The organism is Vibrio paucivorans (assembly GCF_054053395.1).
Map to the genome: position 1 here is coordinate 567,411 of NZ_CM133231.1, position 16,071 is coordinate 583,481.

Genomic DNA, 16,071 nt, shown 5'->3' on the forward strand with positions numbered 1-16,071 from the left:
TGCCGAACTTAATTCTGTAAATATATGTGAGTTAAGCCCTTGAAGGCTCTATCTTTACTGACCGAATAGACAGCAGACCTCCGCTTATTCAATAAAGTTATCCCATTTCCTAAGATTTTAATTTACGGAATCGCGAATATTAGAAATCAGGACACTGATTGGGTTATCTGAGAGGAATTCTGGCTTGGCAAACGTGTAATTTGATTGCATTGCAACAAGTACAAAACAGAAGGACTCCTAACATGAACAGCCCAAAAATCACTTTCATTGGTGCCGGCTCAACGATTTTCGTCAAAAACATTCTTGGGGACGTATTCCACAAACCAGATCTGAAAGATGCTCATATCGCATTAATGGACATCGATGACCTTCGATTAGAAGAATCTCACATCGTAGTTCAAAAACTCATGGAATCATCAGGGGCGACCGGCACTATTTCCTGCCACACCAATCAAAAGGAAGCCCTACAAGGAGCGGATTTTGTTGTTATTGCTTTCCAAATTGGTGGCTATGAACCTTGCACTGTTACCGATTTTGAGGTGTGTAAACGTCATGGGTTAGAACAAACCATTGCCGATACCTTGGGTCCTGGAGGCATCATGCGTTCTTTGAGAACGATCCCGCATCTATGGAAAGTTTGCGAGGATATGACAGAAGTCTGTCCGAATGCGACCATGCTTAACTACGTGAACCCGATGGCAATGAATACTTGGGCAATGTACGAAAAGTTCCCTCATATCAAACAAGTAGGTTTATGCCATTCGGTACAAGGCACAGCAGAAGAGCTCGCACGCGACTTAGATCTGAACTACTCAGATTTACGCTATACCTGTGCGGGCATCAACCACATGGCTTACTACTTAACGCTAGAGAAGAAAAATGAGCACGGTGAATACGTCGATATCTATCCTGATCTTCTAGACGCATTTGAAAGTGGTAAGGCTCCAAAACCCGGCTTGCACCATAGTGGGCGCTGTACCAACTTAGTGCGTTATGAGATGTCCAAAAAACTGGGCTATTTCGTGACAGAATCTTCTGAGCATTTCGCTGAGTACACCCCTTACTTTATCAAACCAAATCGCCCTGATTTGATTGAACGCTACAAGGTTCCACTCGACGAATACCCTAAGCGTTGTGTTGAGCAGATTGCAGACTGGAAAAAGGATTTAGAAGAGTTTAAAAACGCTGAGAAAATTACTGTGGAAGAATCGCATGAGTACGCAAGTACCATTATGAACTCCATATGGACTGGCACGCCAAGCGTTATCTACGGCAACGTCAAGAATGAATCCCTCATCGATAACCTACCACATGGGTGCTGCGTTGAGGTCGCTTGCTTGGTCGACGCTAATGGTGTTCAGCCAATCAAAGCCGGCACTCTACCAAGCCACCTTGCCGCCCTAATGCAGACCAATATCAATGTTCAAACTTTATTAACCGAAGCGATTTTAACGGAGAATCGAGAGCGAATTTATCACGCAGCCCTACTCGATCCACATACTGCCGCAGTTCTAGGGCTCGATGAAATTTATGCCTTGGTGGATGACCTTATCGAAGCGCATGAGGGTTGGCTACCGGCTTGGGTACATCAAAAGTAATTAGAAAAAATAACGACAAAAACAACCACTATAACGTGACCTACAACTATAACGTGATCTACAAAGCGCCCCCTAAACAGGGGGCGTAAGGAGTAACAATGAGTATCTCTATGAATACCAAGCTATCTTATGGCTTTGGTGCGTTTGGCAAGGATTTCGCCATCACGATTGTTTACATGTATTTGATGTTCTACTACACCGACGTCGTCGGTATTTCGGCGGCAGCGGTAGGAACGATCTTCCTCGTTGCTCGAATCTGGGACGCCGTCAATGACCCCATCATGGGCTGGATAGTCAACAATACACGCAGTCGTTGGGGAAAATTTAAACCTTGGATTCTTATCGGTACCATTGCCAACTCCGTTGTGCTTCTTATGCTGTTTAGCGCGCACCATATCGACGGCCCTTGGCTCATTGCTTATGCGTTTGTCACTTACATTCTTTGGGGTATGACCTACACCCTGATGGACATCCCTTTTTGGTCACTAGTACCAACGTTAACGCTGGATAAACGCGAACGTGAAGAGCTAGTCCCTTACCCTAGATTCTTTGCCAGCCTTGCTTGGATTGTTACCGCTGCGATTGCGATGCCGTTAATCAACTTTATAGGCGGCGATGACAAAGGTTTCGGATTTCAAGTTTTCTCTGCGCTGCTGATTGTATGCTTCTTAATTTCAACATTTATCACGCTAAAGAATGTCAATGAGCGCTATTCAACCGACACTAGAGACTCGGCGCAACCAGAAGAAAAAGTATCACTAAAAAAACTGCTCTCTCTCATCTACAAAAATGACCAACTCACTAGCGTGCTGTGCATGGCACTCTCGTACAACTTAGCAACCAACATCATTACCGCGTTTGCCGTTTACTACTTTACTTATGTCGTCGGTAATGAAGAGCTCTTCCCTTACTACATGGCTTACGCTGGCGTTGCCAACCTCATTACTCTGGTACTGTTTCCTAAGCTTGCGCAGATGTTTTCGCGTCGCACTCTGTGGGCCTGCGCATCGAGCTTCCCAATCTTAGGCAGCGCAGTCCTCATATACGTTGGGTTATACGATAAACAAAGCATTTTGCTCATCTCAGCTGCCGGTGTCTTACTGCAAATCGGTACGGCTCTGTTCTGGGTGTTAAATGTCATTATGGTTGCGGATACCGTGGACTACGGGGAATACAAGCTAGGCACACGCTGTGAAAGTATCGCCTACTCTGTACAAACCTTAGTGGTAAAAGCCGGCTCTGCATTTGCGGCATTCTTCATCGGTATTGCGCTTACCGCCGTCGATTACGTACCGAACGTAGAACAAAGCGCAGAGACGGTGTTTGGGATGCAATGCATCATGGTCGGCTTACCTGCCTTTTTCTTTGCTATTGCTTTAGTGGTGTACTTTCGATTTTACAAACTTAACGGCGCTTACCAACAAAGCATTCAAGACCATCTCACTGCTAAATACGAGCATGTTGAAATTCAGCCAGACAGCGCTCCAATATCCGCTGAGCCTGCACGCGCGAACTAATCCTACCAACCCAATTTGAATTAAATTCAGCCATGGGAGTCATTGCTCTCATGGTTTCTCAACACAACTATAAAACTCTAATACTGATAGAGAGACGACGATGAAACACACAACACTTGCCTCTGCTATGGCTGTCGCACTGACAATATCAAGCGCTGCCTACGCGCACCAAAACGACAATATTCTGGTCAACCCTAGCTTTGAAGATCAAGGCTTAGGTTGGAGCTACTGGTTTGCCAACATTAAAGATGATCACGCATACGAAGGTGAGTTCCGTGGCCGTGTTGCACAAGGTGTAAACCATCACATCAGCCAGATCATTACTGTACCTGAGACGGGTTACTATGACTTGTCTGCCTACATAATGAGCCCAGATAACGACGCTATCTATGGCTTTGCTAGCCTAGCCGACGAAATACTGTTGAGTGAAAACGTTAAGCGTAATAACCAAGATAAACGCTACAAAACGCCATTACCATAGCTTCTAGCACATAATTACCAGCCCACACTTTTCACACATAAACTTTGCGCAATACCACCTATAGGAGTATGGTTTTTAGACTATAAGAAAAATCTGTATGCGTTGGCTAGCGAGCTTAGAGGTCGTTTATGGATATGAAGCCAAAATCCTTTAGTGAAGTCAGCAACGGAATACTGGATCTTAGCCAGCACTACACCGTGCTCAAATTCTTAAGTGTCATTAGCTTTCTCGTTTTTATCCCCTTAAGTATCAAAAACTTCCTCATCAATGAGAATGCGCTCGGTACAGTGTTGCTGCTATTTGAAATCAGTTTGCTGTTTGAAGTGTATGCCAATACAACGCGCAAAACGTTTTCTCTTGGTCACCTTATTCCGGTTACTTTGCTCATTATGTCGCTGATTTTAGCGATCTACATTTTTGGGGCGCTCGCAACCTACTGGGTGTTTCCCATTATTCTATCGGTAGTGTTTTTACTGCCTCAAACCCAAGCTTTGGTGGTGAACACTGCGATCATTTTGGGTAGCTCAGCGGCCGCAATACCTAATCTAGAGGGCAGTGTTATTGGCAGGTTTGTCACTGCCATGTTCATTACGGCGGTTGTGGCGCATATTCTTGTTCGTGGCATAAGGCTACTGCAAAGTGAGCTGCGATATTTGTCTACACGAGATCCACTCACAGGAGCGTTGAATCGTCACCAACTCGATACTCTTTTAGAGAGTGCTAGGCTCGCCTCTAAGCCAAGCAAGCAAGCCTGTATCGCCATTATTGATATCGACTTCTTTAAACAGATCAATGACCAACATGGACATGACGTTGGGGATGAAGTGATCAGCGCAGTGGTTCAAACCATCACTCACAACACCAAAGACACAGATACGCTATTTCGCTTAGGAGGTGATGAGTTTTTGCTGCTATGTAGAAACACCACTGAGCTGGATGTACAGAAAAAACTTCATTACTTGTCTCGGAAGGTTAAACAGCATCAATACCCTCAAGACGCCACAGTGACCTTAAGTATTGGCTTAGCTAAGTGCATGCCCGATGACAGTGTAGAAACCTGGTTTAAGAAAGCAGACCTTGCATTGTATGAATCCAAGCTTGCTGGACGAGATACCGTGACGATTCACAACGCTATTGACCCCAACGTACAAGCCATCAGTTCAATATCGGGGTAATACCGGTTTTAACTTGGCGAATAGCCAAGTGCGTGTGGATGTCTTTAACGGTTTCTAAGCATTGAAGCTTTCGAATAAAGGCTTCGTAACCCGTAAGGTCTTTACTCACGACTTCTAGCAAGTAGTCATACGCCCCAGACACTACATGGCAACGGGTGACTTCATCAAGGTCATTCACTTCCCTTTCGAAGTTATCAATGGAATTTGCTTGATGGTTGTTGAGGCTAACTTCGACAAACACCGTCATCCCTACTCCTACCTTAGATTTGTCTAAGTTCGCGCTATAGCCGGTTATGAACCCCTCTTCTTCCAAACGTTTTAACCGTCTGGCACAAGGCGATGCGGATAATCCTACTCGGTCAGCCAGTTCTGCGGTTGGCAGTCTACCCTGCTTTTGAATCAGCTCTAGTATGTGTCTATCAATTCTATCCATCTTGTTCACTGCGCCTCTTAAAGCTGAAAACCACCAATAAATTCACTTCTATTAGTTTATACATGCGCATTATTAGCCAATCAAAGTGAAATTTGCCAGATAAATGCGTCTAGCAACCTCCATAATTACCGTGTTGTTCACAAATCATTAACACACTACAAAGGACACGGAATGTTTTCAGGCTACCTCGCGATTATCGCGACTTTGTTACTTTGGTCGGGCTTTTTTCTTTCGCTGCGTGGCGGCGCGATTTCAGACTTAACCCCTGCCGACATCGCACTGACTCGTTTTCTGTTGCCTGCGTTAGTGTTACTGCCTTTCGCGTACAGAGCTCGAACAAGCATCTTTGCTGTCCCAAAACGTTACTTGGCAGGAATGTTAATTGGCTGCGGATTACCTTATTTGCTTGTCGCTGCAACCGCTATGCAATACGCACCCGTCGCTGATGGCAGCGCGTTAATACCGGGCACACTGCCTTTGTTTGTTTCAGGGCTGGCGGTGTTTTTCTTCGCCCAACCATTAAGTAGTCACCGTATCGTTGGGCTATCACTGGTGATAGCAGGGATCGGTATGTTCTTCGTGTCTAGTCTTAGCAACGCAGAGGCGACCGCTGGAAGCAACTCCCCTATCACGGGGCATTTGCTGTTCTTACTGGGCAGTTTAATGTGGGCGGCGTTTACCATTTGCGCTAGGGTCGCGAACCTCTCACCTTTAGTCAGCGCAGGCTTCATTTCCCTCATTTCTTCAGCGGCCTTGATATTACTGATAGCCACCGGCACGTTGGACAGCCATTTAGCTACGACTACTGTTTCTTCTTGGCCATGGAATGAGTTATTTGGCCATGTGATGCTTCAGGGTATTGGCGCAGGTCTAGTAGCATCATTCACGTATCTACATGCTATTTCCATACTCGGTGCCGAACGATCTGCAGCCTTTGGTAGTGCGACACCAGCCATTGCGACTTTACTTGCGATTCCAGTGTTTGGTGAAGTCCCAAGTTACTTTACAACCATTGCGTTGGTCACAGTCTGTGTAGGCAGCCTAATCGCCAGCAATGTATTTATGAGAAGCGATACGTCTCTCTCCTATCGCCCCCCTACGCATAAATAGCAAAAAGCTCAGCGGCTAAGCTGAGCTTTTTAATTTTGAGCGTAAGCGCGCTAATCCTGTACTCGCTACTTAAAGCAAATCTCAGCCCAACGTGCTAACCCAGCGGTCACTGAACCAAAGTAGTTTCCACTCACGACAGGGATGTTCGGCAATTGCTGCTCTACGGCATGGCGCAAAATGGGTGAGCGAGCAGAACCTCCCGTCATGAAGATGGCATCTGGCTTCGTTCCACCTTGCTCTACCGCTTCTTTAACCAACTCAGACATCTTACTTTTCGGCGATTCAATGGCCTCGATCATTTGCTGTCGTTCAATATCGATCTGAAGCGTTTCTTGTAACAGACGGATGTTGGCGGTATGAGACACAACGTCAGAAAGCGCAATCTTCGCCTCTTCGGCCTGACGGATAATGCTGTAGCCCAACGTTTCATGGAATACCTCAATGAGACGAGCCAATCGCTCAGGGTGCTGCGCTTCTTTTTGCAGCAGTTTTAGCTCTGCTAAGTTTTGTCTTGAGTAGAATGCACGCTGCGCCTCAACATTGTTGATTGCGATTGGATTCCAAAACTGAGTAAGCGGCATCTCTATCCCAGCATTCGTTTGGCTACCCATGCCAAACGGCGTCATCATCTGCTTGAACGCTAAGTAGATGTCTAGGTCATTTCCGCCAACACGCTGGCCACTATGGGCAAGTAAACTCGCACTACGGTCACTTTGCCCTTTCCAACTTGGCCCCATTTGAATTAACGAGCAGTCGGTTGTACCACCACCAATATCGACCACCAGCACGGTTTGGTCTTTATCGAGGGTCGCTTCGTACTCAAGCCCGGCAGCTACTGGCTCAAATTGAAATTCAATGTTCTTAAATCCAGCTCGTGACGCAGCCTTGCGAAGAATGCTTTCAGCCTGTTGGTTGGCGACGTCACCGCCTCGACCATGGAAGTTAATCGGACGACCAATAACGGTATCGGTGACGTCTACATTCAAACTCGCTTGAGCGTTCGACTTAATGTTAGCCATCATCGCGCATACAAGGTCTTCAAAGAAGCTAACTTGAACCTCATGTAGGCCAGAGGCACCTAAAAAAGACTTTGGTGATTTTACGTAATACACATCGCGCGGATCTTCTAAGTAGAGATCAAGGGCAGCTTTACCAAACGCTAGGTCATCAGGCTCAAGTTCTATTCCTTCGTCACGATTAAAACGAATCGCACTACGAAGCACTTGTTCACCAATCTTGTCGGATGGCGAGATATCTAAATGTCGGTATAGATATTCAGATACCGACTCTCTTGTCGGCGCGCAGAGCGTCGATGGAATATAAAAGCTCGTGTTCTCAAGTGGTAACAATCGTGGGGAGCCTTGCTCCATCACAGCTACTGAACAATTTGCTGTACCGTAGTCAAAACCTATATACACCTGCACCACCCGCTATCTGCACGTAAAAAAGGGCGGCGATCCTACCTTAACTCAGCGGCAAAAACTATATCCAAAGCCATTTTGTGCAACCAAGCCAAGCTTTCAGATGTATATCAGCCCAATTAGAGTTGGCAATACAACACTGGCAGCGAAATATGCGTGCAGATGGGAGGAGCGTTTAAGGCGGATCAATACTGGCGCAGCAACAAATACGAAAGCCAGGACAGGCAGCACGTTCAAGCCTAGTGCTAAGTGGGCAAAAGTCACTAAAGTCAGAAGAGGAATAAGCAAGGTAATCGGGATTGAGAGCTTTGCGCCCAGCCCCATCATAAACATCAGCGCCACAAGTAAAGTGATCATTAATTTTACACATGAGAGTAATTATCATTTTCATTTAATGATAATCATTCCCTTTCTCAAATACAATCGCTTTATCTAAACGTGTTGAGATAAGGTATAGTGACGCAAAATTGAAGAAGTATTAGGGCTCGGTTTGAAAACTCCATGTATCGCAGCATGCAAAAATAATGGTGGTATTTGCCAGGGGTGTCATCGCACTATCGATGAGATCGTTCAATGGCAGCACGTAACTGAACAAGAACGCGACGAAGTAATGGCAGAACTCACTAAACAGAAGCAAACTCACCTCTGTCAAAGTTGTGGCGAACCCGCTTGGTGTGACATTAGTGCGGGTAAGTCTACCTGCTGGTGTTTCAACGTCGAGCAACGTGATACCTCTTCGCTCGTAAACAGCGACCAATGTATTTGCCGCAAGTGTTTAAACGCCCTGCCTATCGCTTAATTCTTCAATTCAAATCGCCCTTCATTGTGGATTAGTTTTTCTAATTCAAATCATAGATTTTTATCTTGCGTGAGATCACATTTTTTGATTGCTAATCATCCCGAGCAGCAATAATATCTCGCGCCTAGGATTTCCCCTTTAAATATTCGTTATTAGCTGGTCGATAGCCCAGCTAATGGTTTCGTTCGCCTTCTTGATGGAGATTTATCATGTCTGCATCGTTTCCTTTAGTGAAACTGACATTCTTGATCGCAATTTTGACTGCGGTTGGCCAAATGACTCAAACCATGTATGTACCATCTATTGGTCATATGGCTGGCGAGTTTTCAGTCTCACCCGCTTCTTTGCAAGCCGTGATGGCGTGCTACTTAATCCCTTATGGTTTTTCGCAGTTTATTTACGGCCCACTGTCGGACAGACTCGGTCGTAAACCGATCATCGTTGCGGGGCTTGCGATTTACATTGTTGGTACTTTGGTTGCCCTATTTGCTCAAGAATACCAATGGTTCCTTGTTGGCAGCTTTATCCAAGGTTTGGGCATTGGCAGTGGCGGTGCGATGTCTCGTACCCTAACGCGTGACTGCTTCAACGGTGCTGAACTTCACCGCGCCAACAGCTTGATCAGCATGTGTGTGATCTTCTCACCACTGATAGCACCTGTGCTAGGGGGTTACCTAACCGAAACTTTAGGCTGGCGCTCAAGCTATATGTTTTTAGCTCTATTTGGTATCGCTGTTGTGATCACTATGATGACCAGCATGATGGAAACCTTGCCGAAAGCATCGCGTAAGTACGAACGAGTAACCGTCAGCTACAAGTACGTATTGTCTGACAAGCGCTTTCAGGGGTATTTGATCTGTTTGGTGGCCACGTTCTCTGGCGTTGCAGTATTCGAAGCCGCAGCCGGTGTGTTACTGGGAGGTGTATTACAACTACCAGCAACAACGGTCAGCCTGCTGTTTGTACTGCCAATCCCGGGTTACCTCATTGGTGCAGGTTTATCGAGCATCATTGCGCAAAAACGCAGTGAAAAGGCCGCACTAAATGTTGGTTTAGCGGCGATCATCCTTGGATCTTTGGTTGTGTTAATTCCAGGCTTAATGGGCATGACCACCGCAATTACTCTCATTGGTGGGGCAACAATCTATTTCCTTGGCGCAGGCATTCTGTTCCCTGCTGCGACTACAGGCGCACTTCAGCCTTTCCCTTACCATGCAGGTACTGGTGGTGCTATTTTAGGTGGAATGCAGAATTTAGGAGCGGGTTTCGCGACCCTAGGAGCATCGCTTATCCCAGCGAGCAACCAAATGCCATTGGGTGGGCTGATGTTAATCATGTCTATTTTAGCCATGATTGGGCTACGTTTAGTTAATGGCAAACAAGACCCATCAAATGAGATGCCACTCGCCGCTTAACGCCGGATCATCACCATACAAACAACAAGGGAGGCTGTTGCCTCCCTTGTTCGTACATTGAGTTTAGTATTTCGGGGCTAATGCCGCTGAATCAAACTTCACTCCACCCCAGCCGGTTTTCATGAAGTTGCGGATGTTTTGGTGGTCTGTGTTATCTGGATGCTGTAACACATCTTCGCGATAAAAATGACCAAAACACGCTAATGCTTGTTGCTCCGATAGGCCTTGCAGTTCTGCAAATGCGAAAATCTTGCATGAACCATTGTTCTGGTTCGCTTCGTTCACCGTCTCACCGTTTTCAAAGCGAGTTGGTGTGAATTCAAAATTTTGCTCAATCACTGCCATTGAGTCTTCAAATTGCACTGTTTCAGGCGCTGCGTTGAGCTTTTCGATAAAGGCTTTCAATTCCATATGAGATTTTCTTGAGTAAATTAAAAGCTAAAACAATAGCATAAATTTTCACTTCGCTTCGAACTTCTCAGGTAAGTGAGCAAATTTTTATTAAACTTAAAGGATGACTGGCAAGCTAGGTGCGCGGATATGAAGGATTCTCAGCAATGCTTATCGATGATAAGTGAAGGCCATTTCGATATTAGCAAGTGGCAAGAGTTAGTCGATTTAGTTGCGGAACTTTTTGGCTCAGACAGTGGCACCATCGTCCAGCTCAACCAAGATGAATTTCGCGTCCTTGTCACCAGCGGCAACAAAGATAACTTTTTAAAGCAAGGTGACGCTTGGCCCAGAGAAGTACAGAGCTTTTGTAAACATGCCGTAGAGACAAAACAAGGGCTCTACGTGGAAAATGCATTGGTCGACGATGTTTGGAAAAACGCGCCTGTCGTTGTGCAGGAGTCGGTTCGTTCTTACTGTGGATTACCCATTTTTTGGCCGAACGGTGACGTATTCGGCACCATTTGCATGATTGATAAACATGTGACTGACTACGATGAAAAACTTCACCGGCTACTCAATCAGATGTGTCGTTTAGTCGCGGCTGATCTTAAGCATTTGTGTAATCTCGACGAGATTCGAAGCTTAGCTCTGGTTGATGAACTGACAGAATTGCTAAATCGCCGTGGCTTCAAGTTACTCGGCGAACAAAAAATCAAAGATGCTCCCCGATACCAGCAAGCAATGGGGATGCTCTACATCGACGTTAACCGAATGAAAATGGTCAACGACCAACACGGCCACCAAGCGGGCGACGAATGCTTAAAAACACTGGCTGATGTTCTGCAAAAAGAGTGTCGTGACAACGATGTAGTCGCCCGTTTGGGTGGCGATGAGTTTGTTGTTCTGTCTCTGCTTAGCAATCGACGAGAGCTGGGCTTGCTGGCTCAACGAATTACCGACTTCTATGCCCATCAGACTCAAGGCGTAGACCACCTTTCCCTTACCAGCTTAAGTATTGGCCAAACCATTAATGATTGCTTTAGCAATATCACTCTAGACCAGCTGATAGCCGAATCCGATGAAAGCATGTATGAAGTGAAACGAAAGTCGCGTCAGTAACTCCGCAACCTTTATTCTATTGCTTGCCAACTATCCGGCGCAGTTAAGCCCCAGCGGGCCATTTCCTGCGGATGGTAAATAGCTTGGCCTTTTTGACCAACACGGATTGGGATTTCACTCGCCGATTTACCGGCTACGATCGCCGTCACCGCTTTCCCAGCCGACTCTCCCTGACTTTCCCCAAACAGCACCACTCCACCCGCTGCTTTGCCTTTCCCAACAGAGAAATCCCAAAAACCAAATAAAGGAACTTGAGAATGTTTGTTGGTCCAACTGACTATCGTGTCGGCCGTCACATTGTCGCCGTTGCGATCTACGATCGTATGGTACAACCCGATGACAATCGCCCCAATTCCGTCCTGCTTTGCGGATAGCACTTTGTCTTGCCATTGAGCTTGAGTTTCAATCGTTAGGATTTCAGCCTCCATTCCTATAGATCGGCTGAGCGCTTGATATTGACCTTCCATGTATCGCTGAGCAATAGTTGACGTCACCCCGGAATCAAACATCACGCGGATTTTTTTCCTGCCTTCAGGCAGCATAGTTTCAATTTCCCCCATAGTTTTTACAAACAGAGGCTGCTCCAAAATGCCAGTGACTTTGGCTTGCCCTTGATATTTCGCAAGCAATTTTCTTGGATTGGAGTTAATGCCTAGAAACACGATGGAAATGGGCTCATCGTACAATTTAGGCAGCATGTAACTCAGGGCGTTGTCATCACCTAAAATGACAACTTGCGGGGCAATGTCTTGGTAGGTTTGGTAAGCTCTATTCGCCGACTGCTGATATTCCGACTTCGGTATCCGCTTGGTGTCCATCTGAAACTTCACTAGTTCAATGTCGTCGGTTAACTGACTCTCTATGCCTCGAACGTAACTTTTGTCCCACGCGTACTCACTGTGATAGCTTTCAATCAGCAAAACCGTCGCAGCAAACGAGCTAACGCTCCAAGTACATAGAAACAGTAATACCTTCATAGGCGCCTCCTACCTTGAGTGTTGCCCAGCGCAAGTTAAGCATGTATGTATATTAGTCCTATACTAAACCTATGGTTTAACGGGTTGGCCTTGGTATGGGTAGATATCACAAGTTCGAAGAAGGCGTCGAGCACCCTTTATTCAGCCGAATTGGCCGAAGAATCATTTTGATCATGATTCTACTCAGCGGAGCCATCACTCTTGTTACCACACTCATGCAACTCTACTGGGACTATAACCAAGAATTCGATGATGTTGAGCAACGGCACTACGAGGTCGAGAATGTTCATGCCAGCCTACTGGCTTCATCGTTGTGGAATTTCGATTTAATTCTTCTCCAACAACGTTTAGACGGCCTGGTCAACTTACCTAAAATCGACTACCTAGAAATACGTTCCGGACGCTACACATTCAGTGCTGGAGAAAAGGTTAAAGACAATGCAGTATCAAACCTCTATCCGTTGTTTCATCAAGCGGCAGATGCAAGCGAACCAGAAGAGATTGGGGAAATTTACGTAGAGTCCAACGCCCAAGCTATCTATAGCTACCTTTTGAAGCAGTTTTTCATCACCTTATTGTTGAACGCTTTAAAAACCGCGCTGGTGTGCTATCTGATCTTAATGGTATTCCACCAAAGCGTGAATCGACGCATATTCGAAGTTGCCAAGTACTTACGTTTTTTCAACCCTCGACACCCCAAAGGCCCGCTCCAATTGCCATACAACAAGTGGATAATGGAACAAGACGACGAACTTAACTGGCTCGCGGACGAAACCAATAAAATCACTCAAAACGTCACCACACTTTACGAGAACATCAAACAAGAACAGGAGCGCTTAGCCGACTTTGCTCATACTGCCTCTGATTGGCTCTGGGAAACCGACGCTCAAGGGCGACTCATCTATTGCTCAGACCCCATGCAAGAGGCATTCAGTATCGATACTCAAACTAAGCCGAACGTCAAAGACATACCAGAATTCTCTCAACTGAATAATCTTCCAGTCCAACTTGCATTGAAACAAGACTTCTCGATGTGCGAAGAAAGCTTCACTATGGCAGGCACACACTACCACGTGATGTTTCAGGCTAAAGCGCGCTACGAGAAACAGGACTTTGTCGGTTATCGTGGTAGCGCAATAAATATTACAGCACTAAAAAATGCCCAGCATGAACTCGAATTTCTCAACCGAAACCTCGAACAGACAGTCGCTAATCGAACTCACGATTTAGAACAAAGCATGAAGCAACTTCAGGCTGCGCAAGACCAGTTGATTCAATCTGAAAAATTAGCAGCCCTTGGTGGACTAGTTGCGGGAGTTGCCCATGAAGTCAATACTCCTTTGGGCATCTCAGTGACAGCTGCCTCTGTGATTAAAGACGTTACCCAAGAACTCAACACACTGTTTGAAAATGGAACACTAACGAGCAACCAATTCTCCGATTTGATGGAACAAATCAGTGAAGGTACAAGTATGCTGGAAAGCAACCTTAGCCGTGCAGCCCAGCTCATCAAGGATTTTAAACAAACTGCTGTCGACCAAGTCTCAGAGAGCCGCAGCCAGTTTAATGTTAAACAGGTGCTTGAAGCCTTAATCGCCTCACTTCATCCTGAAACTCGCAAGGTGCCCGTAGTCCCTGCTCTAGACGGCAGTAGTAGCATCCACATGAATAGCTTACCCGGCGTGCTGACTCAAATTGTCTCAAACCTCATCATGAACAGCATCAATCATGCATTTTCAACTCAAGAACAGCCAGAAATTGCGATTGCGTTTGAAGACGATGATGACTGGGTCATATTCCACTATCAAGACAATGGCTCTGGCGTAGATAAAGCCTTGCATCAGAAGATATTTGAGCCCTTTTTTACCAGCAAACGAGGCAAAGGTGGTTCAGGGCTCGGTTTGAACCTCGTTTACAATCTTGTGAATCAGAAACTAAAAGGAGAATTGGAGTTTGAATCCAAACTGAATCAAGGCGTCCACTTTACATTACGCATTCCAAAAGACTTACCCTTGTCCGATGCAGAGCAAGGCGATACTGACTATCATATTTAACCCGTCAGCTTGATTGAACTAGATAGTTTTAATCTGGCAGAGAATCACGTATCGCAATGAAGTCGTCCCAGTTGTCGACCATAAGGTCCACCAGTTCAGGCTCAAAGTGTTTGCCACGCTGCGCGACAATCTCTTGCATAATTTCGTCATCAGGCCAAGGCTCTTTGTAGCAGCGCTTCGCGCCAAGTGCATCAAACACATCGGCCAAAGCGGTAATGCGCCCACTAATCGGAATATCTGTACCAGATAGCTGCTCTGGATACCCCGAGCCATCCCATTTCTCATGGTGAGAGCCTGCAATTTCTCTGGCGACGGTAATGAGTTTGCGATTAGAGCGACTCAGTATGTCCACGCCATATTCCACATGCTTTTGCATCACTTCCCATTCATCAGCATCCAATTTACCCGGTTTGTGTAGAATACTGTCCGGGATGGCAACTTTGCCCACATCATGCAAAGGAGAAGCAGATTTGATCAACTCAACATCGTATTCAGGTAGCCCATAGAGCTGAGCCAACCGCTCAGAAATCAACGCAACCCGTTCCACATGTGCTCCTGTTTCCTTACTTCGCGCTTCTACCGCATTCGCCAGATTATGAACCAGCTCTTTCGAGGTCTCTTTTAGATCTTCAAGCAAGTGAAGGTTTTCAAACGTAAGCCCGATGTTTTGCATGTAGATTTCAAGCAGCTGCTTATCGAGTTCCGAGAGTTCTCGATTCAAGTTGATGTACAGAAGGTTATCTAAGCCACGATCGTCATTCATAAACAGTACAAACGCATCATCGAAGCTTTGAGTTTTACGCTCTTCTAATGCTTGCTTGCACCGCTGTGAAACGCTTGCGGGTAAAACATCAAAGGAACACTCTGAATAGAAGTTAACGTAGCCGCCCGTCGCAGCGAGTGTTAGCGCACAGCTTTCTTCTCCTTCTGGCCTAGGCTGAACAATACAATAAAATGCCGATGCGTTAAGTTGAAGTAAGGATGTTAACTGACTGAGCACAGACGAAGCGTAGGCCTGCAAGGAAGAAGTATTTTGTACATTAGCCGATGCGCTAATTACACGACTAAGCCCTTTTTTCTGCTCTTCAATCAGGCATAAATCGCGATAGGAACGCAACATGGAATACAACAAAGTTTTCAGCTTTTGGGTGGTTAATTCGGTCTTTTCTTTGTAATCATCAATCTCATAATCTTTGATGATCACATCTTCGGGGGCTTGTCCTGCCTGCCCTGTTCTCAATACCAATCGAATAGAGTGATTGTTCAGCTCATCACGAATGTACTTAATGAGCTCTAGCCCGGCATGTTCGGTTTCCATGACAACATCAACCAATGCGAGTGCTATATCATCCGTTTGCGCTAAGAGCTCTTTCGCTTCAGCCGCTGAAAGCGCCGAAATCAGTTCTAACTTTCGGTGCTGAAACTCAAAGCCGCTCAGTGCCAGTTTGGTGACTTTGTGCATTTGCTCATCATCGTCCACTAGCAATACTTTCCACGCCTTTTCCAGCTTCTCGACTGCTGCTGTAGGAGGCTTTTCTTCCCCTTCATGTCGATAGTCTGCAAATAGTTCCATAGTCTC

The 16,071-nt window shown here is 45.9% G+C and carries 15 protein-coding genes; 9 read left to right on the forward strand and 6 right to left on the reverse strand.

Going from position 1 to position 16,071, the window contains the following annotated elements; genetic code table 11:
* Positions 1-242 precede the first annotated feature (242 nt).
* From melA to ACXABW_RS17745, 4 genes are all read left to right on the forward strand, one after another.
* Positions 243-1,598 carry an alpha-galactosidase gene (melA, locus tag ACXABW_RS17730; RefSeq protein WP_457526626.1) on the forward strand — a complete coding sequence of 452 codons (1,356 nt, stop codon included), beginning with the start codon at positions 243-245 and terminating at the stop codon, positions 1,596-1,598.
* A gap of 98 nt (positions 1,599-1,696) precedes the next feature.
* Entirely contained in the window at positions 1,697-3,115 is a 1,419-nt protein-coding gene (gene melB, locus ACXABW_RS17735; RefSeq protein WP_457526628.1) for a melibiose:sodium transporter MelB, read from the forward strand.
* A 100-nt stretch (positions 3,116-3,215) separates the two neighbouring features.
* Positions 3,216-3,596, forward strand: a complete 381-nt coding sequence (locus tag ACXABW_RS17740) for a hypothetical protein (RefSeq protein ID WP_457526630.1) — start codon at positions 3,216-3,218, stop codon at positions 3,594-3,596.
* A 128-nt stretch (positions 3,597-3,724) separates the two neighbouring features.
* Positions 3,725-4,771, forward strand: a complete 1,047-nt coding sequence (locus ACXABW_RS17745; protein WP_457526632.1) for a GGDEF domain-containing protein — start codon at positions 3,725-3,727, stop codon at positions 4,769-4,771.
* Here ACXABW_RS17745 and ACXABW_RS17750 read toward each other — a convergent pair.
* On the reverse strand, positions 4,752-5,204 hold the full coding sequence (locus ACXABW_RS17750; protein WP_252034102.1) for an Lrp/AsnC family transcriptional regulator: 453 nt from the start codon (positions 5,202-5,204) through the stop codon (positions 4,752-4,754). The two genes, ACXABW_RS17745 and ACXABW_RS17750, sit on opposite strands and share 20 nt — an antisense overlap.
* A 171-nt stretch (positions 5,205-5,375) precedes the next feature.
* Between ACXABW_RS17750 and ACXABW_RS17755 the strand changes: the two genes are divergently transcribed.
* The gene (locus ACXABW_RS17755; RefSeq protein WP_457526634.1) at positions 5,376-6,314 is read left to right on the forward strand and encodes a DMT family transporter; all 939 of its coding nucleotides are present in this window, start codon (positions 5,376-5,378) and stop codon (positions 6,312-6,314) included.
* A 65-nt stretch (positions 6,315-6,379) separates the two neighbouring features.
* Here ACXABW_RS17755 and yegD read toward each other — a convergent pair whose 3' ends face one another.
* Both yegD and ACXABW_RS17765 read right to left on the reverse strand, forming a co-directional pair.
* Entirely contained in the window at positions 6,380-7,732 is a 1,353-nt protein-coding gene (gene yegD / locus ACXABW_RS17760; protein WP_457526636.1) for a molecular chaperone, read from the reverse strand.
* 102 nt (positions 7,733-7,834) lie between these two features.
* A complete protein-coding gene (locus ACXABW_RS17765) occupies positions 7,835-8,092 on the reverse strand; it encodes a hypothetical protein (protein WP_457526638.1) in 258 nt (85 codons plus the stop codon).
* 133 nt (positions 8,093-8,225) lie between these two features.
* Between ACXABW_RS17765 and ACXABW_RS17770 the strand changes: the two genes are divergently transcribed.
* Together ACXABW_RS17770 and emrD are read left to right on the forward strand one after the other, a co-directional pair.
* On the forward strand, positions 8,226-8,534 hold the full coding sequence (locus ACXABW_RS17770) for a DUF1289 domain-containing protein (protein ID WP_252031158.1): 309 nt from the start codon (positions 8,226-8,228) through the stop codon (positions 8,532-8,534).
* A gap of 209 nt (positions 8,535-8,743) precedes the next feature.
* Positions 8,744-9,949 carry a multidrug efflux MFS transporter EmrD gene (emrD, locus tag ACXABW_RS17775; protein WP_457526640.1) on the forward strand — a complete coding sequence of 402 codons (1,206 nt, stop codon included), beginning with the start codon at positions 8,744-8,746 and terminating at the stop codon, positions 9,947-9,949.
* A gap of 63 nt (positions 9,950-10,012) precedes the next feature.
* Here the strand turns inward: emrD and ACXABW_RS17780 are convergent, their stop codons facing one another.
* Complete coding sequence (locus ACXABW_RS17780) at positions 10,013-10,360, reverse strand: HopJ type III effector protein (RefSeq protein WP_252031164.1); 348 nt, start codon at positions 10,358-10,360, stop codon at positions 10,013-10,015.
* A gap of 129 nt (positions 10,361-10,489) precedes the next feature.
* Here ACXABW_RS17780 and ACXABW_RS17785 point away from each other — a divergent pair, with 129 nt between their 5' ends.
* A complete protein-coding gene (locus ACXABW_RS17785) occupies positions 10,490-11,461 on the forward strand; it encodes a sensor domain-containing diguanylate cyclase (protein ID WP_457526642.1) in 972 nt (323 codons plus the stop codon).
* Positions 11,462-11,472: 11 nt separating this feature from the next.
* On the opposite strand, the gene ACXABW_RS17790 is transcribed toward ACXABW_RS17785, so the two are convergent.
* Entirely contained in the window at positions 11,473-12,438 is a 966-nt protein-coding gene (locus tag ACXABW_RS17790) for an ABC transporter substrate-binding protein (protein WP_457526644.1), read from the reverse strand.
* A 95-nt stretch (positions 12,439-12,533) separates the two neighbouring features.
* Between ACXABW_RS17790 and ACXABW_RS17795 the strand changes: the two genes are divergently transcribed.
* Complete coding sequence (locus ACXABW_RS17795; protein ID WP_457526646.1) at positions 12,534-14,492, forward strand: ATP-binding protein; 1,959 nt, start codon at positions 12,534-12,536, stop codon at positions 14,490-14,492.
* 28 nt (positions 14,493-14,520) lie between these two features.
* On the opposite strand, the gene ACXABW_RS17800 is transcribed toward ACXABW_RS17795, so the two are convergent.
* The gene (locus ACXABW_RS17800; RefSeq protein WP_265688289.1) at positions 14,521-16,065 is read right to left on the reverse strand and encodes a DUF3369 domain-containing protein; all 1,545 of its coding nucleotides are present in this window, start codon (positions 16,063-16,065) and stop codon (positions 14,521-14,523) included.
* Between the last annotated feature and the right edge of the window lie 6 nt (positions 16,066-16,071).